Here is a 23,609-nt window from a genome sequence, read left to right on the forward strand (position 1 = left end):
CAACGTGTCGATCACCGTCAAGCTGATCGCCCCGATCGCCATGGAAGAAGGTCTGCGCTTCGCGATCCGCGAAGGTGGCCGTACCGTCGGCGCCGGCGTCGTCGCCAAGATCATCGAGTAATCGACTTGATCGAAGGGGTGGTTGCATGCAATCACCCCCGCTTTGTTCTTTGCGCTCTTTGATTGCAGTACCAGCTCTTTAGGGGAACCCCATGCAGAACCAGAAGATTCGTATCCGTTTGAAGGCCTTCGACTATCGTCTGATCGACCAGTCGGCTCTCGAGATCGTCGAAACCGCCAAGCGCACCGGCGCCGTTGTTCGTGGTCCCGTACCGCTTCCCACCCGCATCGAGCGCTTCGATCTGCTGCGCTCGCCGCACGTCAACAAGGCGTCGCGCGACCAGATGGAAATCCGTACGCACCAGCGCCTGATGGACATCATCGATCCGACCGACAAGACGGTCGATGCCCTGATGAAGCTGGACCTCCCCGCGGGTGTGGATGTAGAGATCAAGCTCCAGTAAGCAAACCCTGCTTGCGGAAGTTTGGAACAGGCCGGTATAATCCGGCCTTTGTGCCTTCTGGCGCATTAATTGTGACCCCCGGTCAATCGCAACCGGGATTCAGGAGAAAAAAATGAGTCTAGGCCTTGTAGGACGCAAGGTCGGCATGACTCGCATTTTCGCCGAGGATGGCAGGACCATCCCGGTGACTGTGCTTGACGTGTCGGATAATCGTGTGTCCCAGATCAAGACGATCGAAACCGACGGCTATGCCGCGGTTCAGGTCGCTTACGGCAAGCGCCGCGCCAGCCGCATCACGAAGCCGGTCGCGGGTCATCTTGCCAAGGCGGGCGTCGAGCCCTGCCGCGGCATCAAGGAGTTCCGTGTCGAAGTCGATCAGGCCGGCGGAATGAATGCCGGCGACGCCATTGGCGCAGACCTTTTTCAGGTCGGTCAGAAGGTCGATGTCACGGGCGTGACGATTGGCAAGGGCTTTACCGGCGCAATCAAGCGTCACCACTTTTCGTCGAACCGCGCCTCGCACGGTAACTCGATTTCGCATAACTCCGCGGGCTCGATCGGCATGGCGCAGGATCCGGGTCGTGTCTTCCCTGGTAAGCGCATGGCCGGCCAGCACGGCAACGTTCAGCGTACCACGCAGGGTCTCGAGATCGTTCGCGTGGATGTAGAGCGCCAGCTCCTTCTCGTGAAGGGTGCGGTGCCGGGTGCCAAGGGTGGCGACGTGGTCGTCCATCCGGCAGTCAAGGCCTGAGGAGCGCGCAATGGAATTGAAACTCTTGAATGAGCAGGGTCAGGCTGCGTCGACGCTGCAGGCGTCGGATGTGCTGTTCGGCCGTGAATACAACGAAGCGCTCGTGCATCAGGTTGTGACCGCGTACGCCGCTAATGCGCGTTCGGGCAACCGGAAGCAGAAGGGGCGTTCGGAGATCGCCAAATCGACCCGCAAGCCGTTCCGCCAGAAGGGTACGGGTAATGCGCGTGCCGGTATGGCTTCGAGCCCGCTGTGGCGCGGGGGCGGCAAGATCTTCCCGAATACCCCGGACGAGAACTTCAGCCAGAAGGTCAACCGCAAGATGTACCGCGCCGGCGTCGCAGCGATTCTGTCGCAGCTCGCGCGCGAGGACCGTCTGGCGATTGTCGAGAGCTTCAGCGTCGAGGCGCCGAAGACTCGCCTGCTGTCGCAGAAGCTCAAGGGTATGGGCCTGGATTCGGTCCTGGTCATTACCGACGAAATGGACGAGAACCTGTTCCTGTCTTCGCGCAACCTGCACCAGGTGCTGGTGCTGGAAGTGAATGAGGCGGATCCGGTGTCGCTCGTGCGGTTCCCGAAGGTGCTCGTCACCAAGGGCGCGCTGGCGAAGATGGAGGAAGCGTGGCAATGAGCGCGATCACTCAGGAGCGTCTGCTGCAGGTGCTGCTCGCCCCGCAGATCTCCGAAAAGGCGACCTACGTCGCCGACAAGAACGAGCAAGTGGTGTTCAAGGTGTCCTCCGACGCTACCAAGCCCGAAGTGAAGGCGGCTGTCGAGTCGCTGTTCAAGGTTGAGGTCAAGTCGGTGCAGATCCTGAACGTCAAGGGCAAGGCCAAGCGCTTTGGCAAGACCATGGGTCGCCGCAAGGACTGGAAGAAGGCTTTTGTGTGCCTGAAGCCGGGCCAGGAAATCAACTTTGCGGCCGGGGAGTGATAGATCATGGCAATCGTAAAACTTAAGCCTACGTCTGCCGGCCGTCGCGCCCAGGTCAAGGTGGTGAACCCCGATCTGCACAAGGGTCGCCCCGTTGCTGCGCTGGTTGAGAAGCAGAGCAAGAAGGCCGGTCGTAACAACTACGGTCGGATCACGATGCGTCACCAGGGTGGTGGCCACAAGCAGCACTATCGTCTGGTTGATTTCCGTCGCAACAAGGATGGCATCCCGGCGAAGGTCGAGCGTATCGAGTACGACCCGAACCGCTCCGCGCATCTTGCGCTCCTGTGCTACGCCGATGGTGAGCGTCGGTACATCATCGCGCCGCGCGGCGTTGAGGTGGGCCAGCAACTGATCAGCGGCGCTGAGGCGCCGATCAGGCCGGGTAACTCTCTTCCGATCCGCAACATTCCGGTCGGCTCGACGATCCATTGCATCGAGATGGTTCCTGGTAAGGGAGCTCAGATCGCGCGTGCTGCCGGCACTTCGGTGCAGCTGCTCGCACGTGAAGGTTCGTACGCCCAGCTGCGTCTGCGCTCCGGCGAGATTCGCCGCGTGCATGTCGAGTGTCGCGCAACCGTCGGTGAGGTGGGTAACGAAGAGCATGGCCTGCGCAAGATCGGCAAGGCCGGCGCAAACCGCTGGCGTGGCATCCGTCCGACCGTGCGCGGTGTGGCGATGAACCCGGTCGATCACCCGCATGGCGGTGGTGAAGGTCGCACTGGCGAAGCTCGCGAGCCGGTGAGCCCGTGGGGTACGCCGAGCAAGGGTTATCGGACGCGTTCGAACAAGCGCACCGACGGCATGATCGTGCAGCGTCGTCACAAGCGTTAAGGGGTAAGAGATGGCACGTTCTATCAAGAAAGGCCCGTTCATCGACGCGCACCTGCTCAACAAGGTCGACGCGGCTCGGACGAGCAACGACAAGCGCCCGATCAAGACCTGGTCGCGTCGCTCCACGATCCTGCCCGACTTCATCGGCCTGACGATCGCGGTTCACAACGGCAAGCAACACATTCCGGTGTTTGTGACCGAGAACATGGTCGGTCACAAACTGGGCGAATTCGCGCTGACGCGTACCTTCAAGGGTCACGCTGCCAGCAAGAAGGCCAAGCGGTAAGGGGACGACATGGAAACCAAAGCTATTCTCCGTGGCGTTCGGCTGTCGGCCCAAAAGGGCCGTCTGGTGGCCGATCTGGTCCGCGGCAAGCCCGTCGATCAGGCGCTCAACACGCTGGCCTTCTCGCCGAAAAAGGGCGCGAAGATCATCCGCAAGGTGCTCGAGTCCGCAATTGCGAATGCCGAGCACAACGACGGCGCCGACATCGACACGCTGAAGGTCAAGACCATTCACGTGGAAGAGGGCATGACGCTCAAGCGCTTCACCGCGCGTGCGAAGGGTCGCGGCAACCGCATCCTCAAGCCCACCTGCCACGTCTATCTGACTGTTGGCGAGTAAGGAGTAAACATGGGTCAGAAAATCCATCCCACTGGGTTCCGCCTTGCCGTCACGCGGGACTGGAGTTCGCGCTGGTTTGCCAACAGCAAGGACTTCGCCGGTATGCTGCATGAAGACCTCAAGGTCCGTGAGTACCTGAAGAAGCGCCTGGCGCATGCTTCGGTGGCTCGTGTGCTGATCGAGCGTCCTGCCAAGAACGCCCGCATCACCTTGTTCAGTGCGCGTCCGGGGGTCGTCATCGGCAAGAAGGGCGAGGACATCGAGGCGCTCAAGCGCGATCTGCAGAAGATCATCGGTGTGCCGGTTCATGTGAACATCGAGGAAGTGCGCAAGCCCGAACTCGACGCCAAGCTGATTGCCGATTCGATCGCGCAGCAGCTGGAGAAGCGGATCATGTTCCGCCGCGCCATGAAGCGCGCGATGCAGAACGCGATGCGCCTTGGTGCCCAGGGCATCAAGATCATGAGCTCCGGCCGTCTTAACGGCGCTGAGATCGCCCGTACCGAGTGGTATCGCGAAGGTCGTGTGCCGCTGCACACCCTGCGCGCCAACATCGACTATGGCGTTTCCGAAGCCAAGACGACCTACGGGATCATCGGGATCAAGGTGTGGGTGTTCAAGGGTGAGATGCTCGGTCGTAACGAGCAGCCCGTCGCCGCCGAGCCGGAAGCTGATAACCGCCGGGGCCGCCGTGGTGCACCGCGTGACGGTGAGCGCCCGGGTCGTCGTCCCGCCCGTCGTGGCGAAGGCCGGCAAGAAGAAAGCAGGAGTGAATGATGCTGCAGCCGACTAGAAGGAAGTATCGGAAGGAGCAGAAAGGCCGCAACACCGGTATCGCCACGCGTGGCGCGAAGGTGTCGTTTGGCGAGTATGGCCTCAAGGCCGTCGGCCGTGGTCGACTGACTGCACGTCAGATCGAGTCGGCCCGTCGTGCGATGACGCGCCACATCAAGCGCGGTGGCCGCATCTGGATCCGAATTTTCCCGGACAAGCCGATTTCGAAGAAGCCGGCGGAAGTCCGTATGGGTAACGGTAAGGGTAACCCCGAGTACTGGGTCGCGGAGATCCAGCCGGGTAAGGTGCTCTACGAAATGGACGGCGTGGATGAAGCCCTCGCGCGCGAAGCGTTCCGGCTTGCTGCCGCGAAGCTGCCGATCGAGACCGTGTTCGTTACGCGTCTGATTGGGGGTTGAATATGAAGGCAACAGATCTCCGCGCCAAGAGCGCCGATGAGTTGAACAAGGAACTGCTCGAGCTGCTGAAGGCACAGTTTTCGCTGCGCATGCAGCATGCCACCCAGCAACTGGGCAACACGAGTCAGATTGGGAAGGTTCGTCGCGACATCGCACGCGTTCGCACCCTCCTGCGCGAAAAGGCGGGTCAGCAATGAGCGAACAAGTTGAAAAGGTTCGCCGCGCGCTGGTTGGGCGTGTGGTGAGCGACAAGATGCAGAAGACGGTGACTGTGCTCGTCGAGCGTCGGGTCAAGCACCCGCTGTACGGCAAGATCATCACGCGTTCGGCCAAGTACCACGCCCATGTTGAAGACGGCATCGCCGGCGAGGGCGACCTGGTGGAAATCGAGGAATGCCGTCCGATCTCGCGCACAAAGACCTGGCGTGTTGCCAAGGTGCTCGAGAAGGCTCGCATCATCTGATCAGAGTTACTTGCAGGTCGCAAAAAACAGCTTGGCACCTCGGTGTCAGGCTGTTATAATTTTGCCTCTTTGCTCCGGGGCTCGCTCGGGGCATCCCACCCTGACGGGTTCCAAGACTGTCCGCAAATGCGGGATAAGTTGGAGATATTTTCATGATTCAAATGCAGTCCAAGCTGGACGTGGCCGATAACTCCGGCGCGCGCTCGGTGATGTGCATCAAGGTTCTGGGTGGTTCGAAACGCCGTTACGCTGGCGTGGGCGACATCATCAAGGTCACCGTGAAAGATGCAGCGCCGCGCGGTCGTGCGAAGAAGGGTGACGTCTATAACGCGGTCGTCGTGCGCACTGCGAAAGGCGTTCGTCGTCCCGACGGTTCGCTCATCAAGTTCGACAATAATGCGGCCGTGCTTCTGAACAACAAGCTCGAGCCGATCGGCACCCGCATCTTCGGGCCGGTCACGCGTGAGCTGCGCACCGAGCGGTTCATGAAGATCGTCTCGCTGGCGCCTGAAGTGCTCTGAGGAGTCGAGAGATGAACAAGATCCGCAAGGGTGATGAAGTTTTGGTGCTGACGGGCAAGGATCGCGGCCGTCGCGGTACCGTGCTGCGCCGCGTTGATGAAGAGCGCGTCGTGGTTGAGGGTGTGAATCGTGTGAAGAAGCACGTGCGCCCGAACCCGCTGAAGGGTGAAGTGGGTGGCATCGTCGAGAAAGAGATGCCGATCCATGTGTCGAACGTCGCGCTGTTCAATCCCGCCACCCAGAAGGGTGAACGTGTCGGGATCAAGACGCTTGAGGATGGCCGCAAGGTCCGCTTCTTCAAGTCGAACGGCGAGCTGGTGAACGCCTAAGGAGTGACGATGGCTCGCTTGCAACAGGTTTACAAGGACGAAGTGGCTCCGGCGCTCAAGCAGCAGTTCGGCTACAAGTCCGTGATGGAAGTTCCTCGCATCACCAAGATCACCCTGAACATGGGTGTCGGTGAGGCGGTTGGTGACAAGAAGATTCTCGAACACGCGATCGGCGACATGACGAAGATCGCGGGTCAGAAGCCGGTCTCTACGAAGGCTCGCAAGTCGATCGCGGGCTTCAAGATCCGCGACGGTTATCCGATCGGTTGCATGGTCACCCTGCGTGGTCCGCGCATGTTCGAGTTCTTCGATCGACTGATCACCATCGCGCTGCCGCGAGTGCGTGACTTCCGTGGTATCGCGTCGAAGGGCTTCGATGGTCGGGGTAACTACAACCTCGGTGTCAAGGAACAGATCATTTTTCCTGAGATCGAGTACGACAAGATCGATGCGCTGCGCGGGATGAACATCAGCATCACGACGACGGCTAAGACCGACGACGAAGCCCGTGCGCTTCTCGCCGCGTTCAAGTTTCCGTTCAAGAATTGAGGGTGATATGGCGAAACTCGCTCTGATCAACCGCGAAGCGAAGCGTGCAAAGCTGGTGGAGAAATTCGCTGCCAAGCGTGCCGCGCTGATCGCAACGGTCAAGGACACCAGTCTGTCCGAAGAAGAACGCATGGCTGCCCGCCTGGCCCTGCAGCAACTGCCCCGCAACGCCAATCCGACTCGTCAGCGTAATCGCTGTGCGCTCACCGGGCGTCCGCGTGGTGTTTTCCGCAAGTTCGGTCTGTGCCGCAACAAGCTGCGCGAGATCGCTTTCCGCGGTGAAGTGCCTGGCATGACCAAGGCGAGCTGGTAAGGAGAATTCGAAGATGAGTATGTCCGATCCGATCGCCGACATGCTGACGCGTATCCGCAACGGCCAGCAGGCCCAGAAGGCTTCGGTTTCGATGCCTTCGTCGAAGCTGAAAGTTGCGATCGCCAAGGTATTGCAGGACGAAGGTTACATCGACGGTTTTGCCGTTCGTGACGAAGCCGGTAAGGCTTCGCTCGATGTGACGCTCAAGTACTACGCCGGTCGTCCGGTCATCGAGCGCCTGGAGCGCGTGAGCCGTCCCGGCCTGCGCATCTACAAGGGCAGCGAAGATCTGCCGCGCGTGATGAACGGCCTTGGCGTGGCCATCGTTTCCACGCCGCGTGGCTTGATGACTGACCGCACTGCGCGCGCAAATCGCGTCGGCGGCGAAGTCATCTGCCTGGTCGCCTAAGGGGAATGCGATGTCTCGTGTAGCCAAGAATCCGGTAGCGATTCCGCAGGGTGTCGAAGTGATGATCTCCGACGCCGAGATCGCCGTGAAGGGTCCTCTGGGGACCCTGCACCAAGCGCTGACTGGTGCGGTACAGGTTGCTCGCGAAGGCGATGCAATCGTGTGCAAGGCCCGTGACGGGGTGGAAAATGCCCGCGCGATGTCGGGTACTGTCCGCGCGCTGGTAAATAACATGGTCACCGGTGTGACCAAGGGCTTTCAGCGCAAGCTGACCTTGGTTGGAGTGGGTTACCGCGCTCAGGCGCAGGGCGACAAGCTCAATCTGTCGCTCGGTTTCTCGCATCCAGTCGTGCACCAGATGCCGGAGGGCGTGAAGGTGGAGACGCCCACCCAGACCGAGATCGTGATCAAGGGTACCGACAAGCAGCAGGTCGGCCAGGTCGCTGCCGAGGTGCGTGCATACCGCGCTCCCGAGCCTTACAAGGGCAAGGGCGTCCGTTATTCGGACGAGGTGGTGGTGCTCAAGGAAACCAAGAAGAAGTAAGGCGGTTCGTCATGAACAAGAAAGAAACTCGTCTTCGCCGTGCGCGCAAAACTCGCGCCAAGATTGCGGAGCTCAAGGCGGTTCGCCTGACGGTGTTCCGGTCCAACTGCCATATCTACGCCCAGGTCATCTCGGGTTGCGGCTCGCGCGTTATCGCGGCTGCATCCACGGTCGAAGCCGATGTTCGTTCGCAGGTCGCCAATGGCGGCAACAAGACTGCGGCCGAGCTCGTCGGCAAGCTGATCGCCGAGCGTGCCAAAGCTGCCGGTGTCGAGCAGGTCTCCTTCGACCGCTCGGGCTTCCTGTATCACGGCCGCGTGAAGGCGCTGGCCGAGGCCGCCCGCGAAGGCGGTCTCAAGTTCTAAGCGAGGAATCGAATGGCTAAGCAGCAAACCAAACGTGCGCAAGCCTCCGACGAGCGCGACGACGGTCTGAAGGAAAAGATGGTCGCGATCAATCGCGTGACCAAGGTCGTCAAGGGCGGCCGGATCCTCGGCTTCGCTGCGCTGACCGTGGTTGGCGACGGTGACGGTGCGATCGGCATGGGCAAGGGCAAGTCGCGCGAAGTGCCGGTGGCGGTTCAGAAGGCGATGGACGAAGCGCGGCGCAAGCTGCGCAAGGTGTCGCTTAAGAACGGTACCCTGCAGCACACCGTGATCGGGAAGCACGGCGCCGCTTCGGTGCTGATGCAGCCGGCTCCGGCCGGTACCGGCATCATTGCCGGTGGCCCGATGCGCGCCGTGTTCGAGGTGATGGGCGTGACCGACGTGATCTGCAAGTGCATCGGTTCGGCCAATCCGTACAACGTCGTCCGTGCCACGATCAATGGCCTGATGGCGATCAACACCCCGGCGGAGATTGCAGCCAAGCGCGGCAAGTCCGTCGAAGAAATCCTGGGGTAAGCGATGTCGGACAAGAAAATCAAGGTGACGCTCGTCAAGAGCGTTATCGGCACCAAGCAGTCTCACCGCGCAACCGTGCGTGGCCTGGGGCTGCGCCGGATGCACCACACCGTGGAACTGGCGGATACGCCGGAGATCCGCGGCATGGTCAATAAGGTGTCCTACCTGGTCAAGTGCGAGGGTTGATATGCGGTTGAATACCATCAAGCCCGCTGAAGGGTCCAAGAAGGCCGCACGCCGTGTCGGGCGCGGCATGGGTAGCGGTCTCGGCAAGACTTGCGGTCGCGGTCACAAGGGTCAGAAGTCGCGCGCTGGTGGCTTCCACAAGACCGGCTTCGAAGGCGGCCAGATGCCGCTGCAACGTCGGCTGCCGAAGCGCGGTTTCGTGTCGCTGACGCGTGCGCGCAACGTGGAAGTTCGACTCTCTGAATTGGACAAGTTGCCGATTGACGAGATCGACCTGCTGACACTGAAGCAGGCAGGCGTGATTGCCGCTGACGCACTGTCGGCGAAGGTCGTGCTTTCGGGCGCCATCAGCCGCAAGGTTGCTTTGCGCGGTATCGGGGCGACGCAGGGTGCCAAGGCGGCTATTGAAGCTGCCGGTGGTTCCGTGGCGGCCGAGTAAAAAAGGAAACCGTTGTGGCGAATCCTGCTGCCACGCTGGGAAGCACCGGAAGGTTCGGCGACCTCAAGCGTCGCCTTCTCTTCCTGCTGGGCGCGCTGATCGTCTATCGGATCGGTGCGCACATTCCGGTACCGGGTATCGACCCACAGGGGCTGGCTGAGTTGTTCCAGTCCCAGCAGGGCGGCATTCTGGGGGTTTTCAACCTTTTCTCGGGCGGTGCGCTGTCCCGTTTCACGATCTTTGCGCTGGGCATCATGCCCTACATCTCTGCGTCGATCATCATGCAGTTGATGAGCGTGGCGGTCCCGCGGTTGGAGGCGCTCAAGAAGGAAGGCGAAGCAGGTCGGCGAAAGATCACGCAGTACACGCGCTACGGCACGCTGGTGCTTGCGCTGGCACAGTCGCTGGGTATCGCGATTGCGCTCGAGGGTCAGGCTGGATTGGTGCTCGATCCGGGCGTCATGTTCCGTTTTGTCACTGTTGCGACGCTGGTTACGGGCACGATGTTCCTGATGTGGTTGGGTGAGCAGATCACCGAGCGCGGGATCGGAAACGGCATTTCGCTCATCATCTTCGCGGGTATCGTCGCGGGGCTGCCGAGTGCAATTGGTGGGTTGTTCGAACTGGTTCGCACCGGCGCGATGCATCCCTTTACCGCGCTGCTGATCTGCGTCCTCGTGGTTCTGGTCACTGGCTTCGTGGTATTTGTCGAGCGTGGCCAGCGCAAGATCCTGGTGAATTATGCCAAGCGGCAGGTCGGTAACAAGGTGTATGGCGGGCAGAGCTCCCATCTGCCTCTGAAGCTGAACATGTCGGGTGTGATTCCTCCGATTTTCGCCTCGAGCATCATTCTGTTCCCGGCAACTCTGGGGCAGTGGTTCGGGTCGTCCGAGGGGATGTACTGGCTGCGCGATATCGCGTCGACGCTCTCTCCAGGGCAGCCGATCTACGTGATGCTTTACGCAGTGGCGATCGTGTTCTTCTGCTTCTTCTATACGGCGCTGGTGTTCAACGCCCGTGAGACGGCAGATAACCTGAAGAAGAGCGGGGCCTTTGTCCCCGGGATTCGTCCCGGTGACCAGACCGCGCGCTACATCGACAAGATTCTCATGCGGCTGACGCTTGCCGGGGCGGTGTATATCACCCTGGTGTGCTTGCTGCCGGAGTTCCTGATCCTGAAGTGGAACGTTCCGTTCTATTTCGGCGGTACCTCGCTGTTGATCATCGTCGTGGTGACGATGGACTTCATGTCCCAGGTTCAGGCGTCCGTGATGTCTCATCAGTACGAGAGTCTGCTGAAGAAGGCGAATTTCAAGGGGGCGGGTTTCCCGGGCAGGTAAGTCCATATGGCGAAGGAAGATGTCATCGAGATGCACGGCGAGGTCACCGAAAACCTCCCCAATGCCACATTCCGCGTCAGGCTCGAGAACGGTCACATGGTGCTTGGGCACATATCGGGGAAGATGCGGATGCACTACATCCGCATCCTGCCTGGTGACAAGGTGACGGTTCAGCTCACCCCCTACGACCTGACCAAGGGACGGATCGTTTTCCGGACCAAGTGAAGATTTAAGAGAAACAGGAGCAAGACCATGAGAGTCCAGGCATCGGTTAAGCGGCTCTGCCGCAATTGCAAGATCATTCGCCGCAAGGGTGTGGTTCGCGTCATTTGCAGCGATCCGCGGCACAAGCAACGCCAGGGTTGATCTGATCAACTTAAGGCATTAGAATTTAACGTTTTTCGTTTTGGGGTATACGGATGGCCCGTATTGCTGGGGTAAACATTCCCAATCACAAGCATGCCGAGATCGCGCTGACCGCCATCTATGGGATCGGCCGTTCGCGTGCTCAGAAAATTTGCGACGCTGCCGGTCTCGGTCGCTCGGTGAAGATCAAGGATCTGACCGAGTCGGACATGGAGAAGCTGCGTGACGAAGTCGGTCGCTTCATTGTCGAAGGCGATCTGCGTCGTGAAGTCACGATGAACATCAAGCGATTGATGGACCTGGGCTGCTACCGCGGCGTTCGTCATCGTCGCGGCCTGCCGATGCGTGGTCAACGCACCCGCACCAACGCCCGCACCCGTAAGGGACCGCGCAAGGCGATCGCCGGCAAGAAGTAATAGGAACCGATAATGGCTAAGACTGGAACGAAGGTTCGGAAGAAGGTCAAGAAGAACGTAGCGGAAGGTATCGCACACGTTCACGCGAGCTTCAACAACACCATCATCACCATCACTGATCGTCAGGGCAACGCCCTGTCGTGGGCAACGTCTGGCGGCGCGGGCTTCAAGGGTTCGCGCAAGAGCACGCCGTTTGCCGCGCAGGTGGCGGCTGAGGCGGCCGGCAAGGTCGCTCAGGAATGCGGCATCAAGAATCTCGAAGTGCGTATCAAGGGCCCTGGCCCGGGTCGTGAGTCGTCGGTTCGTGCGCTCAACGCGCTGGGAATCAAGATTTCCAGCATCACCGACATCACCCCCATCCCGCACAACGGCTGCCGCCCGCCGAAAAAGCGCCGTATCTGACAAGGAGTTGATAAGTGGCTCGTAATCTCGATCCCAAGTGCCGTCAGTGCCGTCGCGAAGGCGAAAAGCTCTTTCTGAAGGCCGAGAAGTGTTTCACCGACAAGTGCGCCATCGAGCGCCGCGCCTATGCGCCTGGCCAGCACGGTCAGCGCTCCGGTCAGCGACTGTCGGGTTATGGCGTCCAGCTTCGTGAGAAGCAGAAGATCCGTCGCCTGTATGGCGTCCTCGAGCGTCAGTTCCGCAAGGTGTATGCCGAGGCCGACCGCCGTCGCGGTCAGACCGGCGAAAACCTGCTGCAGCTGCTCGAGGGTCGTCTGGACTCCGTGGCCTATCGCATGGGCTTCGGTGGTTCCCGTGCAGAGGCCCGCCAGGTCGTGCGTCACAATGGCGTGCTGATCAACGGCAAGCGTGTGAACATTCCGTCCTACGTCGTGCGGCCCGGTGACGTGGTTCAGCTCACCGAGCAGGCCCGTGGTCATCTGCGTGTCAAGGCTGCCCTCGAGGCCGCCGAGTCGCGTGGCTTCCCCGAGTGGCTGGAAGTCGACATCAAGGCCGGCAAGGGTACGTTCAAGGCTTATCCGGTGCGCAGCGAACTGCCTGCAACGATCAACGAAGGCCTGGTTGTGGAACTGTACTCCCGTTAATCGGGCGACTGATCCTCTACTAGTTCCGAGGAAATGCTGATGCAAAGCAATGTACTGCTGAAACCGCGCATCATCGACGTCCAGAGCACCTCGCCGGTTCAGGCGCGGGTGACGATGGAGCCGTTCGAGCGCGGCTTCGGCCATACGCTGGGGAATGCGCTGCGGCGCATCCTCCTGTCGTCGCTTCCCGGCCACGCGCCGACCGAAGTGACGATCGAAGGGGTGCTCCACGAGTACTCCACGCTCGACGGCGTGCGTGAAGACATGGTCGACCTGCTGTTGAACCTCAAGGGTGTGGTGTTCAAGCTCAACGGCCGTAGTGAAGTCATGCTGCGTCTGGCGAAGGCGGGAGAGGGCGTGGTCACCGCGGGCGATATCGAGGTCGGTCACGACGTCGAGATCATCAACCCCGAACACGTGATTGCGCATCTTGCACCTGGCGGCAAGCTGGAGATGCAGATCAAGGTCGAGGAAGGCCGGGGCTATGTGCCTGGCAACGCCCGTCCGGAAAACGCGGAGAGCAAGTCGATCGGTCGCGTCGTCCTCGACGCTTCGTTCGGCCCCGTGCGTCGCGTCAGCTATCTGGTCGAGAGTGCCCGTGTCGAGCAGCGTACCGACCTGGATCGTCTGATCATCGACATCGAGACCAACGGTGCGGTCGATCCCGAAGAGGCGATCCGCTATGCGGCGCGCGTGCTGATGGATCAGTTGTCGGTGTTTGCCGACCTGCAAGACACTGCGCCTGTGCGTTCCGACGAAGTGGCGCCGGTCGTGGACCCCCTGCTGCTGCGTCCGGTCGATGACCTCGAACTGACGGTGCGTTCTGCGAACTGTCTCAAGGCCGAGAACATCTACTACATCGGTGACCTGATCCAGCGCACCGAGACCGAGTTGCTGAAGACTCCGAACCTGGGTCGTAAGTCGCTGAACGAGATCAAGGAAGTGTTGGCCTCCCGTGGGCTGACGCTCGGCATGAAACTGGAAAACTGGCCGCCGGCCGGGCTTGAAAAGCTCGGTTGAGTTGCCGGGCAAGTGAGGAATTGAAATGCGTCACCGTAATGGTCTTCGCAAGCTGAATCGTACCAGCAGCCACCGCCAGGCGATGTTCCGCAACATGGCTAATTCGCTGCTGCGTCACGAGGCGATCAAGACGACCCTGCCGAAGGCGAAGGAACTTCGCCGCGTGGTCGAGCCCATGATCACCCTGGGCAAGAAGCCCAGTCTTGCCAATCGTCGCCTGGCCTTCGATCGCCTGCGCGACCGCGATATGGTCGTCAAGCTTTTCGACGAGCTGGGTCCGCGCTTCGCCAGCCGTAACGGCGGTTATCTGCGTATCCTGAAGTGCGGTTTCCGTGATGGCGACAACGCACCGATGGCTTACGTCGAGCTGCTCGACCGTCCGGATGTGGAAGCGGTCGAAGTGGAAGAAGCGGAAGCGGCTTGATCAGGGCTGCGTTCGAGGGAAAACCGGGCTAGTCCCGGTTTTTTTACGCCTGCCGCCGAGGTGGAAGTGGCCTTGGGGCGGCTGGCGGAGCGGCCGGATGCAGCAGATGCGGCGACGTGAAGGAGTTCAGGGATGAGTGTCACCCTCGTTACGGGCGGTGCCGGTTACATCGGATCGCACACCTGCGTGGAGTTGCTGCAGGCCGGGCGCGAGGTCGTGGTGGTCGACGACCTTTCCAATTCATCGCCCGAGGCGCTGCGGCGCGTCGAGGTGCTTGGTGGGCGGCCGTTGGCGGCCTTCGTGCGCGGCGATGTCCGCGATCGCGCCCTGATGCGCGAGGTGTTCACCCAGCATACGATCGATGCCGTCATTCATTTCGCGGCGAAGAAGGCCGTCGGTGAGTCGGTGGCACAGCCACTGGCCTATTACGACAACAATCTTCAGGGCCTCATCAGCGTCCTGCAGGCGATGGACGAGGCCGGGTGCCGACACATGGTGTTCAGCTCATCGGCGACCGTCTATGGTGATCCTGCGCGTGTTCCGATCGATGAAGACTTTCCGACCACTGCGACCAATCCCTATGGCTGGACGAAGCTCATGGGTGAGCAGATCCTGCGCGACCTCGGTTGTGCGGATGCGCGCTGGAACCTCGTGCTGTTGCGCTACTTCAACCCGGTGGGTGCCCACCCCAGCGGGCAGATCGGCGAGGACCCGGACGGTGTGCCCAACAACCTGATGCCGTTCGTGAGCCAGGTGGCGGTGGGACGTCTGCCGCGTTTGCGCGTGTTCGGGGACGACTACCCGACGCCGGACGGCACCGGGGTGCGCGATTACATTCATGTAGTCGATCTCGCCCTCGGTCATCTGCGTGCGCTTGAGCGCATCGCGACGCTGCCCGGCGTCACGACGCTCAATCTCGGCACGGGCAGGGGCTACAGCGTGCTCGAGATGGTGGAGGCCTTCGAGGCCGCTTCAGGCTGCAGCGTGCCCTACGACATCGTCGATCGCCGCCCGGGCGACGTGGCGGCATGCTGGGCCGATGCCAGCCGTGCGCGCGAACTTCTGGGGTGGAGCGCAGCGCGCGACCTGCGCATGATGTGTGAGGACGCGTGGCGGTGGCAGCGCAACAATCCGCGCGGTTACAAGGACGATTGAGGGGCTGCGGCGCGGGCTTCGGCGCGCCCCAGCATCCGCCGCAGGTACCTTCCGGTGTAGCTGTCGGGATTTTCGGCCACGGTTTCGGGCGTGCCGCAGCACACCATCGTGCCGCCTCCGTGGCCGCCTTCCGGCCCCATGTCGATGAGCCAGTCTGCCGTCTTGATGACGTCGAGGTTGTGCTCGATGACGACGACGGTGTTGCCGTGATCGCGCAAGCGCTGAAGCACCTTGAGCAGGAGTTCGATGTCCTGGAAGTGCAGGCCGGTCGTCGGCTCGTCGAGGATGTAGAGCGTGCGCCCGGTATCGCGCTTCGAGAGTTCGAGGGCGAGCTTGATGCGCTGGGCCTCGCCACCCGACAGGGTGGTTGCGCTCTGGCCCAGCCGGATGTAGCCGAGGCCCACGTCGGTCAGCGTCTCGAGCTTGCGCGCAACGGTCGGTACGGGCTGGAAGAAGGTCAGCGCCTGCTCCACCGTCATCTCTAGCACCTCCTGGATGCTGCGTCCCTTGTAGCGGATCTCGAGGGTCTCGCGGTTGTAGCGCTTGCCGTGGCAGACATCGCAGGGCACGTACATGTCGGGCAGGAAGTGCATCTCGACCTTGATCAGCCCGTCGCCCTGACAGGCTTCGCAGCGACCACCGCGGACGTTGAAGGAGAAGCGCCCCGGCCCGTAGCCGCGCGCGCGCGCTTCCGGCACGCCGGCGAAGAGTTCGCGGATCGGGGTGAGCATGCCGGTGTAAGTCGCCGGATTGGAGCGCGGCGTACGCCCGATCGGGGCCTGATCGACGTTGATCACCTTGTCGAAACCGTCCAGTCCCTCGATGTCGTCGTGGGGCGCGACTTCCGCGCTCGAGCCGTACAGCCGGCGCGCCGCGGCGGCGGCGAGGGTGTCGTTGATCAGCGTCGATTTGCCCGAGCCAGAGACCCCGGTGATGCAGGTGAACAGACCTACCGGCAGGGAAACGGTTGCCGACCGGAGGTTGTTGCCGCGCGCGCCGACGATGCGCAACTGCTTGTCGGGATCGGGCGCCCGCCGACGTGCGGGCACGGCGATCGCACGCCGGCCCGACAGATAGTCCCCGGTGACCGACGCAGGATTGGCGATCACCTCGGCCGGGGTACCGTGGGCCACGATGTGCCCGCCGTGCGCGCCCGCACCCGGCCCCATGTCGACCAGGTAGTCCGCGCTGCGGATCGCGTCCTCGTCATGCTCGACCACGATCACCGTGTTGCCGAGGTCGCGTAGCTGCGTCAGCGTGGCGAGCAGACGGTCGTTGTCGCGCTGGTGCAGGCCGATCGAGGGTTCGTCGAGCACGTACATCACGCCGGTCAGGCCCGAGCCGATCTGGCTGGCGAGGCGGATGCGCTGCGCCTCGCCCCCGGAGAGGGTATCGGCCGAGCGGTCGAGCGACAGGTAGTCCAGGCCGACGTTGATCAGGAAGCTCAGACGGTCGGCGATCTCCTTGACGATCTTGTCCGCCACCTGCGCGCGCGCGCCGGCGAGCTTCAGCGTGGCGAAGAAGTCGCGGCACTCGCCGAGCGGCAGGCGGCCGATCTCGTGCAGGGCGCGCCCGCCGATGAGCACGTGGCGGGCCTCGCTGCGCAGGCGGGTGCCGTGGCAGCTCGGGCAAGCTCGGGTGGCGCGGTATTTCGACAGCTCCTCGCGCACCGCGACCGAGTCGGTCTCGCGCAGGCGCCGCTCGAGATTGGGGAGGATGCCCTCGAACGGATGCTCCTTCAGCACCATGCGCCCGTTGTCGGCCATGTAGCGGAAGGCGATCTTGGTTCGCCCCGAGCCGTGCAGCACGACATCGCGCACGCGCTCGGGCAGCGCCATCCAGGGCGTCTCGATGTCGAAGGCGTAATGGGTCGCGAGGCTGGCCAACATCTGAAAGTAGAACTGGTTGCGCCGATCCCAGCCGCGGATCGCGCCCGCGGCGAGCGAAAGCTCGGGGTGGGCAACGACGCGTGCGGGGTCGAAGAAATCGACCTGGCCGAGGCCGTCGCATTTGGGGCAGGCGCCCGCCGGATTGTTGAACGAGAACAGGCGTGGCTCGAGCTCCGCGAGCGCGAAACTGCACACCGGGCAGGCGAAGCGCGCGGAAAACAGGTGTTCGCGCCCGCTGTCCATCTCGACCGCGATTGCGCGCCCGTCGGCGTGCGTGAGCGCGGTCTCGAAGGATTCAGCCACCCGTCCGCGCAGGTCGGGGCGCACCTTGAGGCGGTCGATGACCACCTCGACGTCGTGGCGCCGACCCTTCTCCAGCACCGGCATCGCGTCCAGTTCCATTACCTCGCCATCCACCCGCACGCGCACGAAGCCCTGCGCACGCAGGTCGGCGAACAGGTCGTGTTGCTCGCCCTTGCGCCCGGCCACGACCGGGGCGAGGATCATCAGCCGGGTTTCTTCCGGCAGCGCGAGCACGTGGTCCACCATCTGCGCCACGCTCTGCGCTTCCAGCGCGTGTTCCGGGTGATCCGGGCAGTGCGGGGTGCCGGCGCGGGCGTAGAGCAGGCGCAGGTAGTCGTGGATCTCGGTCACCGTGCCCACGGTGGAGCGCGGGTTGTGGCTGGTGGCCTTCTGCTCGATCGAGATCGCCGGCGACAGGCCCTCGATCAGGTCCACGTCCGGCTTCTCCATCAGCTGCAGGAACTGGCGCGCGTAGGCGGACAGCGACTCCACGTAGCGCCGCTGCCCCTCCGCGTACAGCGTGTCGAAGGCCAGCGAGGACTTGCCCGAGCCCGACAGGCCGGTGATCACGGTCAGGCGGTTGCGGGGCAGGTCGACGCTGATGTTCTTCAGGTTGTGGGTGCGGGCACCGCGGATGCGGATCTCGTCCATGGCTGCTGCCGTGCTCGGGGAAACCGAAGACTATACGACGATACGCCGGCGGCGGAATGCTAGAATCCCGCTCTTTCATCCAGCCGGTTCCTCGTATGTCCGTTCCCGCACGCGACCCGATGACGCGCGAAGAACGCCGCGCCGGCATGAGCCTCGCCGCGATCTTCGCCCTGCGCATGCTCGGCCTGTTCCTGATCCTGCCGGTGTTCGCCGTCCATGCGGCCGAGATTCCCGGTGGCGACAACCTCACCCTGGTCGGACTGGCGATCGGCGCCTACGGCCTCACCCAGGCTTGTCTGCAGATTGCCTACGGGGCGGCGTCCGACCGTTTCGGTCGCAAGCCGGTCATCGTCTTCGGCCTGGTGCTGTTCGTCATCGGCAGCGTGGTCGCCGCGCTCGCCGACGGCATCCACATGATCATCGTCGGCCGCGTGCTGCAGGGCGCGGGCGCGATCTCGGCCGCGGTCACCGCGCTCGCCGCCGACCTCACCCGCGACCAGCACCGCACCAAGGTGATGGCGATGATCGGCTCCTCGATCGGGCTGGTGTTCGCGCTCTCCATGGTGGCCGCGCCGCTGCTCTACGCTGCGATCGGCATGTCGGGCATCTTCTGGATGACTGCGGTGCTCGCCTTCGGCGCCATCGGCGTGCTGCTGTGGGTCGTGCCCGCGGCGCCGCCGGTGCCGCGCGCCACCGGCAAGCTGATCGACGTGCTGCGCGACGGCCAGCTCATGCGGCTCAACTTCGGCGTGTTCGCGCTCCATCTGATCCAGACCACGATGTGGGTGATGGTGCCCTCGGCCCTGGTCGCCAGCGGTGGCCTGCCGATGCCCGAGCACTGGAAGGTGTATCTGCCCGCGGTATTGCTGTCCTTCGTGGTGATGGTGCCGGCGGTGATCATCGCCGAGCGTCACGACAAGTTGAAGCCGGTATTCAACGCCGCCATCGTGCTGCTCGCCTTCGTGCAGTTCGGGCTGTGGCTGTTCGGCGACGGCCTGATACCATTGGCATTGTTGCTGACGCTCTTCTTCGTCGCCTTCAACGTGCTCGAGGCCACCCAGCCGTCGTGGATCTCGCGCATCGCGCCGCCCAGTTCCAAGGGTACGGCGCTCGGGGTCTACAACACGCTGCAGTCGCTCGGGCTGTTTCTCGGCGGCGTGCTCGGTGGCTGGCTGGGGCAGGCCTACGGCCCGGCGGCGGTCAGCCTGTTCTGTGCCGTGCTGGCACTGGTGTGGCTGGCACTGGCCAGCTCGATGAATCCGCCGCCGCTGCGCGTGACGCCAGCCGCGGCGCCGCGCTGAAGCTTCATTCACGATCTACATCGCGTAGCGGCGCACAGCGCGCCGTGTGCAAATGCATTCAAAGGAGAACCGGATGGCATCCCTCAACAAAGTCATCCTGATCGGCAATCTTGGCGCCGATCCGGAAAGCCGCTTCGCCCCTTCGGGCGACGCGATCTGCAACATTCGCCTGGCCACCACCGAAAACTGGCGCGACAAGAGCACCGGTGAGCGCCGCGAGGCCACCGAATGGCATCGCGTGTCCTTCTACGGCAAGCTCGCCGAGATCGCCGGCCAGTACCTGCGCAAGGGCAGCCAGGTGTACATCGAGGGCAGCCTGCGTACGCGCAAGTGGCAGGACAAGGACGGTCAGGATCGCTACACCACCGAGATCCGCGCCGACGAGATGAAGATGCTCGGCCGCCGCGAGGGTGGCGATGCGCCGATGCGCAGCAACGAAGGTGGCGGTGGCTGGGATGCCCCGGCCCCCGCGCCGCGCAGCGCGCCCGCCCAGGCCGCGCCGCGCCCGCAGTCGGCGCCTGCGCCCCAGTCCGGTGGTTTTGGCGACTTCGACGACGACATCCCCTTTTAGTATCCATTCGTTGCAGCCGGCGTGCGCCCCTGACCGCCCTGCGGGCAAGGGGCGGCCGCGCTGGCACGCATTGAAACCGGGAGAGCCGACCCCAGATCGGCAAGGGAAGGAGGCAACATGAAGGAACTCATCAGTTACGCAGATGGCGTGCATGCGGTGGACTCGGGCTATGGCCGCCCGCAACTTGCCGCGATACACATCGTCGTGCACGACGGTCGCGCAGCGATCGTCGATACCGGCAGCAACGCATCGGTGCCACAGGTGCTCGGCGCGCTCGCCGCGCTGGGCATTGCGCCCGAAGCCGTGGATTGGGTGATGCTCACCCACATCCACCTCGATCACGCCGGCGGCGCGGGCAGCCTGATGTGCGCATTCCCGCACGCCCGCCTGCTGGTGCATCCGCGTGGCGTGCGCCACATGATCGACCCGAGCAAACTCTGGGAAGGCACGTGCGCGGTCTACGGTGCCGAGCGCGCCTACGATCTGTACGGCCACCTCGTTCCCGTTCCCGCCGCGCGCATCGTGCCGGCGACCGACGGCCTCGAGGTCCACCTGGGCAGCCGGCTGTTCCGCGTGTTCGATACGCCGGGCCACGCGCGTCATCACATCTGCATCTGGGATGCGAACGCGCGCGCCTTCTTCACCGGCGACACCTTCGGCCTGTCCTACCGCGAGTTCGATGTCGATGGCCGGCCTTTCATCATGCCCACGACCACGCCGACCCAGTTCGACCCGCAGGCCATGCATGCCTCGATCGATCGCATGCTGGCGATGCAGCCGCAGGCGATGTACCTGACCCACTACAGCCGCGTGGCCGACGTCGAGCGCCTCGGCGCCGACTTGCACCGGCTGATCGACACCATGGTGGCGGTGGCGTCGGCCGCACGCGGCACGGGTGTTCCGCGCCACGTCGAGATTCTCGCTGGCCTCGAGCAGATCGTGCGCGAGGAAGCTGCCCGCCAGAACTGGGCGCTCAGCGAGGACGAGACGCTCGAGCTCCTGCGCATGGATCTGGAGCTCAACGCCCAAGGGCTGGGCGTCTGGCTGGACAGCCAGCGCGTGGCCGAGGCGGAAACGGCCTGAAGCGTGCCGCCGACACAGATCGACGTCGACCCCGCGCGCCGCTTCGGCGGCATCGACCGGCTCTACGGAGCCGGCTCGATCGATGCGCTGCGCGCCGCGCACGCCTGCGTGATCGGCATCGGCGGCGTGGGCTCGTGGGCGGTCGAGGCGCTCGCGCGCAGTGGCGTCGGCCGGCTCACGCTGATCGACCTGGATCACGTGGCCGAGTCGAACATCAACCGCCAGGCGCATGCGCTGGATGCCACGCTCGGCATCGCCAAGGTCGAGGCCATGGCAGCCCGTATCGCCGGCATCCATCCGGCTTGCCGGGTCGAGGTGGTCGAAGACTTCGTCACGCCCGAGAACGCGGCCGAGCTGCTCCACGGTTTCGACGTGGTGATCGACGCCATCGACAACGTGCGCGCCAAGGTGGCGATCGCCGCAATCTGCTGCCAGCGCCGCATCCCGCTGGTAATGGCGGGCGGGGCAGGGGGTAAGTCGGACCCGGCGCGCATCTGCATCGACGATCTCGCGCGCACGCTGCAGGACCCGCTGCTGTCGAAGGTGCGGGCGCGGCTGCGCAGGGAACACGGCTTCACCCGCGATCCGAAGAAAAAATTTGGCATCGAAGCGGTCTTCTCTACTGAACCCCTGCGCTATCCGGCGGTCCAGGCTTGCGACGTCGACACCGCGCCTGCCGCGCCCCAGGGGCTGGCGTGTGCCGGCTATGGCTCGAGCATGGCGGTCACCGCCAGTGTCGGGCTGTTCTGCGCGGCGCGCGCGCTCGAACACCTGTTGCGCGCCGGCTCTCGTCGTATCGAACATGCCACCGCCCCTCCAACGGAGATTGTTTCATGACTGCAGCGCACCAAGCCGATTCCGCCATCGTCCTCTTCGGGCATGGTGCCCGCGACCCCGAATGGGCGGGCCCGATGCGCCGCATTCGCGACACCGTCCTGGCGCGCCCCGATGCGCCGAAGGTGGAACTCGCCTTCCTCGAGTTCATGAGCCCGACCCTGCCCGAGGCAATCGCGGCGCTGGTCCAGGATGGCGTGAAGAAGGTGGCCGTGGTACCCGTCTTCCTCGCCCAGGGTGGTCACCTCAAGCGTGATCTGCCGGTGCTGCTCGATGAAGCGCGCGCTGCCCATCCGGGCTGCGAGGTCACGCTTGCGACCGCGGCCGGCGAGGCCGAGCCGGTCGTCCGCGCCATGGCCGACTACGCCGCCAGTTGTTTGGGCTGATTGCGCTTCCGGGCCTCGGTCCGGCCCTTTTTCGCGGGCAAGCCCGCTACTGAGCCCGCGCATCCGGTGCGCTGCGCACGGCGCTTGACCGGGCTTTGTATAAGAATATACTTATACATATGAAGCCCATCATGCTCCCCGCCCTTGCGCATTCGTTCTTGCCACGTTCGGCCCTTGCGTACGCGCCCGGTCTGCTGCTCGCGGCAGCGCTCGCCAGTTTCAGCCTGCCCGGTCACGCCGAGGTGCCCACGGTCCGCATCGAGACGCGCGCACTGGTGCCCTTCGTGGTCGCCGAGGCGACGATCGAGGCGGTGCAGCAGTCCACGCTGGCAGCGCAGATGCCGGGTCGTATCCTGGCCCTTGCCGTTGATGCAGGCGACCGCGTCAGCAAGGGGCAGGTGCTGGTCCGTATCGATCCCGCCGAGGCGGCGGCGGCGGTGGCGGCCGCTGAAGCCGGCATCGCCCAGGCACAAACGGGCTTGGCCAACGCCCGCTCCGAATACGCGCGCGCGCGCAGTCTGGTCGAGCGCAAGTTCCTCAGCCAGTCCGCCCTCGACGGCGCGCGCACCCAGTTCGAGGCCGCGGAGGCGCAGCTGGGTGCCGCGCGTGCCCAGCGCGAGCAGGTGGCGACGGTCAGGGGCTATGCGGAGGTCCGCTCGCCGCTCGACGGCGTGGTTGCCGCGCGGCACATCGAAGCCGGCGAAATGGCCCAGCCCGGGCGCAACCTGCTCACCATCTACGACCCCGCGCAGATGCGCGCGGTGGTAGACCTCGCGCCCCAGCGCCTCGCCGAGCTCGGCGGCGGCCCGCTGCGTGCCAGCGTCGAGCTGCCCGCCAGCGGGCGGACGATCGAGGCCACCGCGGTCACCGTGCTGCCCGCAGCCGACGCCCGTACGCACACCGTGCGCGTGCGCGTCGAGCTGCCCGCCGGCACCGCGGACGTGCTGCCCGGCAGCTTCGCGCGCGTGCATTTCCAGGGTCAGCCCGCCGCTGCAGGCGCGGGCTTCGATGTGTCTTCCGCCGCGTCAGGCGCGAGCCCGAGCGGGACCCCTACCGCCGCAAGCGCCGCCGGCCCCATCGTGATCCCCGCCGCCGCGGTGCTGCGCCGCGGCGAGCTCACCGCCGTGTATGCCGCCGACGGGCAGGGCGGCTTCATGCTGCGCCAGATCCGCCTCGGCCGCACGCTGCCCGGCGGCGACGCCGTCGAGGTGCTGTCCGGCCTCACGGGTGACGAGACCCTCGCCCTCGACCCGGTCCAGGCCGGCATCCAGGCCCGCACGGCTGCGGCCGCGCGCTGAGCCGGGAGGCG

General features: G+C 63.9%; 37 protein-coding genes and 1 pseudogene. 37 read left to right on the forward strand and 1 reads right to left on the reverse strand.

Annotated features, from left to right (window positions below):
* The 31 genes and pseudogenes from tuf to galE form a co-directional block, all read left to right on the forward strand.
* Positions 1-121 (forward strand): annotated as a pseudogene (gene tuf / locus RBT54_RS05070) (elongation factor Tu); the annotation flags it as partial.
* A gap of 91 nt (positions 122-212) precedes the next feature.
* Positions 213-524, forward strand: coding sequence for a 30S ribosomal protein S10 (rpsJ, locus tag RBT54_RS05075; RefSeq protein WP_004332388.1), 312 nt, complete (start codon positions 213-215; stop codon positions 522-524).
* A 112-nt stretch (positions 525-636) separates the two neighbouring features.
* A complete protein-coding gene (rplC, locus tag RBT54_RS05080) occupies positions 637-1,275 on the forward strand; it encodes a 50S ribosomal protein L3 (RefSeq protein WP_320364775.1) in 639 nt (212 codons plus the stop codon).
* A 10-nt stretch (positions 1,276-1,285) separates the two neighbouring features.
* Positions 1,286-1,906, forward strand: coding sequence for a 50S ribosomal protein L4 (gene rplD / locus RBT54_RS05085; RefSeq protein WP_320364777.1), 621 nt, complete (start codon positions 1,286-1,288; stop codon positions 1,904-1,906).
* 5 nt (positions 1,907-1,911) lie between these two features.
* Positions 1,912-2,208, forward strand: a complete 297-nt coding sequence (gene rplW, locus RBT54_RS05090) for a 50S ribosomal protein L23 (protein WP_320365063.1) — start codon at positions 1,912-1,914, stop codon at positions 2,206-2,208.
* A 6-nt stretch (positions 2,209-2,214) separates the two neighbouring features.
* Positions 2,215-3,042, forward strand: coding sequence for a 50S ribosomal protein L2 (gene rplB, locus RBT54_RS05095; protein WP_320364779.1), 828 nt, complete (start codon positions 2,215-2,217; stop codon positions 3,040-3,042).
* Positions 3,043-3,052: 10 nt separating this feature from the next.
* Entirely contained in the window at positions 3,053-3,328 is a 276-nt protein-coding gene (gene rpsS, locus RBT54_RS05100) for a 30S ribosomal protein S19 (protein WP_320364781.1), read from the forward strand.
* Positions 3,329-3,337: 9 nt separating this feature from the next.
* Positions 3,338-3,667, forward strand: coding sequence for a 50S ribosomal protein L22 (gene rplV, locus RBT54_RS05105; protein WP_281050842.1), 330 nt, complete (start codon positions 3,338-3,340; stop codon positions 3,665-3,667).
* 9 nt (positions 3,668-3,676) lie between these two features.
* The gene (rpsC, locus tag RBT54_RS05110) at positions 3,677-4,444 is read left to right on the forward strand and encodes a 30S ribosomal protein S3 (RefSeq protein WP_320364786.1); all 768 of its coding nucleotides are present in this window, start codon (positions 3,677-3,679) and stop codon (positions 4,442-4,444) included.
* Complete coding sequence (gene rplP, locus RBT54_RS05115; RefSeq protein WP_320365065.1) at positions 4,444-4,860, forward strand: 50S ribosomal protein L16; 417 nt, start codon at positions 4,444-4,446, stop codon at positions 4,858-4,860. Before rpsC ends, rplP begins: the two co-directional genes overlap by 1 nt.
* A gap of 2 nt (positions 4,861-4,862) precedes the next feature.
* Positions 4,863-5,057 (forward strand): 50S ribosomal protein L29, encoded by a 195-nt coding sequence (gene rpmC / locus RBT54_RS05120; protein WP_320365068.1) that lies wholly within the window; start codon positions 4,863-4,865, stop codon positions 5,055-5,057.
* A complete protein-coding gene (gene rpsQ / locus RBT54_RS05125; protein ID WP_320364788.1) occupies positions 5,054-5,323 on the forward strand; it encodes a 30S ribosomal protein S17 in 270 nt (89 codons plus the stop codon). The genes rpmC and rpsQ overlap by 4 nt, the downstream gene beginning before the upstream one ends.
* 152 nt (positions 5,324-5,475) lie before the next feature.
* Complete coding sequence (gene rplN, locus RBT54_RS05130; RefSeq protein WP_075148071.1) at positions 5,476-5,844, forward strand: 50S ribosomal protein L14; 369 nt, start codon at positions 5,476-5,478, stop codon at positions 5,842-5,844.
* An 11-nt stretch (positions 5,845-5,855) separates the two neighbouring features.
* Positions 5,856-6,173 (forward strand): 50S ribosomal protein L24, encoded by a 318-nt coding sequence (gene rplX, locus RBT54_RS05135; RefSeq protein ID WP_320364792.1) that lies wholly within the window; start codon positions 5,856-5,858, stop codon positions 6,171-6,173.
* Positions 6,174-6,182: 9 nt separating this feature from the next.
* Complete coding sequence (rplE, locus tag RBT54_RS05140) at positions 6,183-6,722, forward strand: 50S ribosomal protein L5 (protein WP_320364794.1); 540 nt, start codon at positions 6,183-6,185, stop codon at positions 6,720-6,722.
* A 7-nt stretch (positions 6,723-6,729) separates the two neighbouring features.
* On the forward strand, positions 6,730-7,035 hold the full coding sequence (rpsN, locus tag RBT54_RS05145) for a 30S ribosomal protein S14 (protein ID WP_320364796.1): 306 nt from the start codon (positions 6,730-6,732) through the stop codon (positions 7,033-7,035).
* 13 nt (positions 7,036-7,048) lie between these two features.
* Positions 7,049-7,444 (forward strand): 30S ribosomal protein S8, encoded by a 396-nt coding sequence (gene rpsH, locus RBT54_RS05150; RefSeq protein ID WP_320364798.1) that lies wholly within the window; start codon positions 7,049-7,051, stop codon positions 7,442-7,444.
* Between the two features lie 10 nt (positions 7,445-7,454).
* Positions 7,455-7,988: a 50S ribosomal protein L6 gene (rplF, locus tag RBT54_RS05155; RefSeq protein WP_320364799.1), complete on the forward strand. Its 534-nt coding sequence runs from the start codon at positions 7,455-7,457 to the stop codon at positions 7,986-7,988.
* Positions 7,989-7,999: 11 nt separating this feature from the next.
* Entirely contained in the window at positions 8,000-8,353 is a 354-nt protein-coding gene (gene rplR / locus RBT54_RS05160) for a 50S ribosomal protein L18 (protein ID WP_320364802.1), read from the forward strand.
* A gap of 12 nt (positions 8,354-8,365) precedes the next feature.
* On the forward strand, positions 8,366-8,890 hold the full coding sequence (rpsE, locus tag RBT54_RS05165; RefSeq protein ID WP_320364804.1) for a 30S ribosomal protein S5: 525 nt from the start codon (positions 8,366-8,368) through the stop codon (positions 8,888-8,890).
* A 3-nt stretch (positions 8,891-8,893) separates the two neighbouring features.
* The gene (rpmD, locus tag RBT54_RS05170; protein ID WP_320364806.1) at positions 8,894-9,076 is read left to right on the forward strand and encodes a 50S ribosomal protein L30; all 183 of its coding nucleotides are present in this window, start codon (positions 8,894-8,896) and stop codon (positions 9,074-9,076) included.
* A 1-nt stretch (position 9,077) separates the two neighbouring features.
* On the forward strand, positions 9,078-9,515 hold the full coding sequence (gene rplO, locus RBT54_RS05175) for a 50S ribosomal protein L15 (RefSeq protein ID WP_320364807.1): 438 nt from the start codon (positions 9,078-9,080) through the stop codon (positions 9,513-9,515).
* A 14-nt stretch (positions 9,516-9,529) separates the two neighbouring features.
* Positions 9,530-10,855 (forward strand): preprotein translocase subunit SecY, encoded by a 1,326-nt coding sequence (secY, locus tag RBT54_RS05180; protein ID WP_320364809.1) that lies wholly within the window; start codon positions 9,530-9,532, stop codon positions 10,853-10,855.
* Positions 10,856-10,861: 6 nt separating this feature from the next.
* Positions 10,862-11,080, forward strand: coding sequence for a translation initiation factor IF-1 (gene infA, locus RBT54_RS05185; protein WP_320364811.1), 219 nt, complete (start codon positions 10,862-10,864; stop codon positions 11,078-11,080).
* Between the two features lie 27 nt (positions 11,081-11,107).
* Entirely contained in the window at positions 11,108-11,221 is a 114-nt protein-coding gene (rpmJ, locus tag RBT54_RS05190) for a 50S ribosomal protein L36 (RefSeq protein ID WP_002931619.1), read from the forward strand.
* 53 nt (positions 11,222-11,274) lie between these two features.
* Positions 11,275-11,637 (forward strand): 30S ribosomal protein S13, encoded by a 363-nt coding sequence (gene rpsM / locus RBT54_RS05195; protein WP_320364817.1) that lies wholly within the window; start codon positions 11,275-11,277, stop codon positions 11,635-11,637.
* Between the two features lie 12 nt (positions 11,638-11,649).
* On the forward strand, positions 11,650-12,039 hold the full coding sequence (gene rpsK / locus RBT54_RS05200; RefSeq protein ID WP_002931621.1) for a 30S ribosomal protein S11: 390 nt from the start codon (positions 11,650-11,652) through the stop codon (positions 12,037-12,039).
* A 14-nt stretch (positions 12,040-12,053) separates the two neighbouring features.
* The gene (rpsD, locus tag RBT54_RS05205; RefSeq protein WP_320364822.1) at positions 12,054-12,683 is read left to right on the forward strand and encodes a 30S ribosomal protein S4; all 630 of its coding nucleotides are present in this window, start codon (positions 12,054-12,056) and stop codon (positions 12,681-12,683) included.
* Positions 12,684-12,722: 39 nt separating this feature from the next.
* A complete protein-coding gene (locus tag RBT54_RS05210) occupies positions 12,723-13,703 on the forward strand; it encodes a DNA-directed RNA polymerase subunit alpha (RefSeq protein ID WP_320364824.1) in 981 nt (326 codons plus the stop codon).
* 25 nt (positions 13,704-13,728) lie between these two features.
* Positions 13,729-14,127 (forward strand): 50S ribosomal protein L17, encoded by a 399-nt coding sequence (gene rplQ, locus RBT54_RS05215; protein WP_320364826.1) that lies wholly within the window; start codon positions 13,729-13,731, stop codon positions 14,125-14,127.
* A 132-nt stretch (positions 14,128-14,259) separates the two neighbouring features.
* The gene (galE, locus tag RBT54_RS05220; RefSeq protein ID WP_320364829.1) at positions 14,260-15,282 is read left to right on the forward strand and encodes a UDP-glucose 4-epimerase GalE; all 1,023 of its coding nucleotides are present in this window, start codon (positions 14,260-14,262) and stop codon (positions 15,280-15,282) included.
* Here the strand turns inward: galE and uvrA are convergent.
* Positions 15,267-18,125 carry an excinuclease ABC subunit UvrA gene (gene uvrA, locus RBT54_RS05225; protein WP_320364831.1) on the reverse strand — a complete coding sequence of 953 codons (2,859 nt, stop codon included), beginning with the start codon at positions 18,123-18,125 and terminating at the stop codon, positions 15,267-15,269. The genes galE and uvrA overlap by 16 nt on opposite strands.
* A 95-nt stretch (positions 18,126-18,220) precedes the next feature.
* Here uvrA and RBT54_RS05230 point away from each other — a divergent pair, with 95 nt between their 5' ends.
* The 6 genes from RBT54_RS05230 (at position 18,221) to RBT54_RS05255 (ending at position 23,598) form a co-directional block, all read left to right on the forward strand.
* Positions 18,221-19,426: an MFS transporter gene (locus tag RBT54_RS05230; protein WP_320364833.1), complete on the forward strand. Its 1,206-nt coding sequence runs from the start codon at positions 18,221-18,223 to the stop codon at positions 19,424-19,426.
* Between the two features lie 73 nt (positions 19,427-19,499).
* Positions 19,500-19,997 carry a single-stranded DNA-binding protein gene (gene ssb, locus RBT54_RS05235; protein WP_320364835.1) on the forward strand — a complete coding sequence of 166 codons (498 nt, stop codon included), beginning with the start codon at positions 19,500-19,502 and terminating at the stop codon, positions 19,995-19,997.
* Between the two features lie 117 nt (positions 19,998-20,114).
* Positions 20,115-21,080, forward strand: coding sequence for an MBL fold metallo-hydrolase (locus RBT54_RS05240; RefSeq protein WP_320364837.1), 966 nt, complete (start codon positions 20,115-20,117; stop codon positions 21,078-21,080).
* Between the two features lie 3 nt (positions 21,081-21,083).
* Positions 21,084-21,917 (forward strand): tRNA threonylcarbamoyladenosine dehydratase, encoded by an 834-nt coding sequence (locus RBT54_RS05245; RefSeq protein ID WP_320364839.1) that lies wholly within the window; start codon positions 21,084-21,086, stop codon positions 21,915-21,917.
* Entirely contained in the window at positions 21,914-22,300 is a 387-nt protein-coding gene (locus RBT54_RS05250; RefSeq protein ID WP_320364841.1) for a CbiX/SirB N-terminal domain-containing protein, read from the forward strand. Before RBT54_RS05245 ends, RBT54_RS05250 begins: the two co-directional genes overlap by 4 nt.
* 119 nt (positions 22,301-22,419) lie before the next feature.
* Positions 22,420-23,598: an efflux RND transporter periplasmic adaptor subunit gene (locus RBT54_RS05255; protein ID WP_320364844.1), complete on the forward strand. Its 1,179-nt coding sequence runs from the start codon at positions 22,420-22,422 to the stop codon at positions 23,596-23,598.
* Positions 23,599-23,609: the final 11 nt, after the last annotated feature.

Source organism: Thauera sp. (assembly GCF_034003485.1).
Lineage (GTDB): Bacteria > Pseudomonadota > Gammaproteobacteria > Burkholderiales > Rhodocyclaceae > Thauera.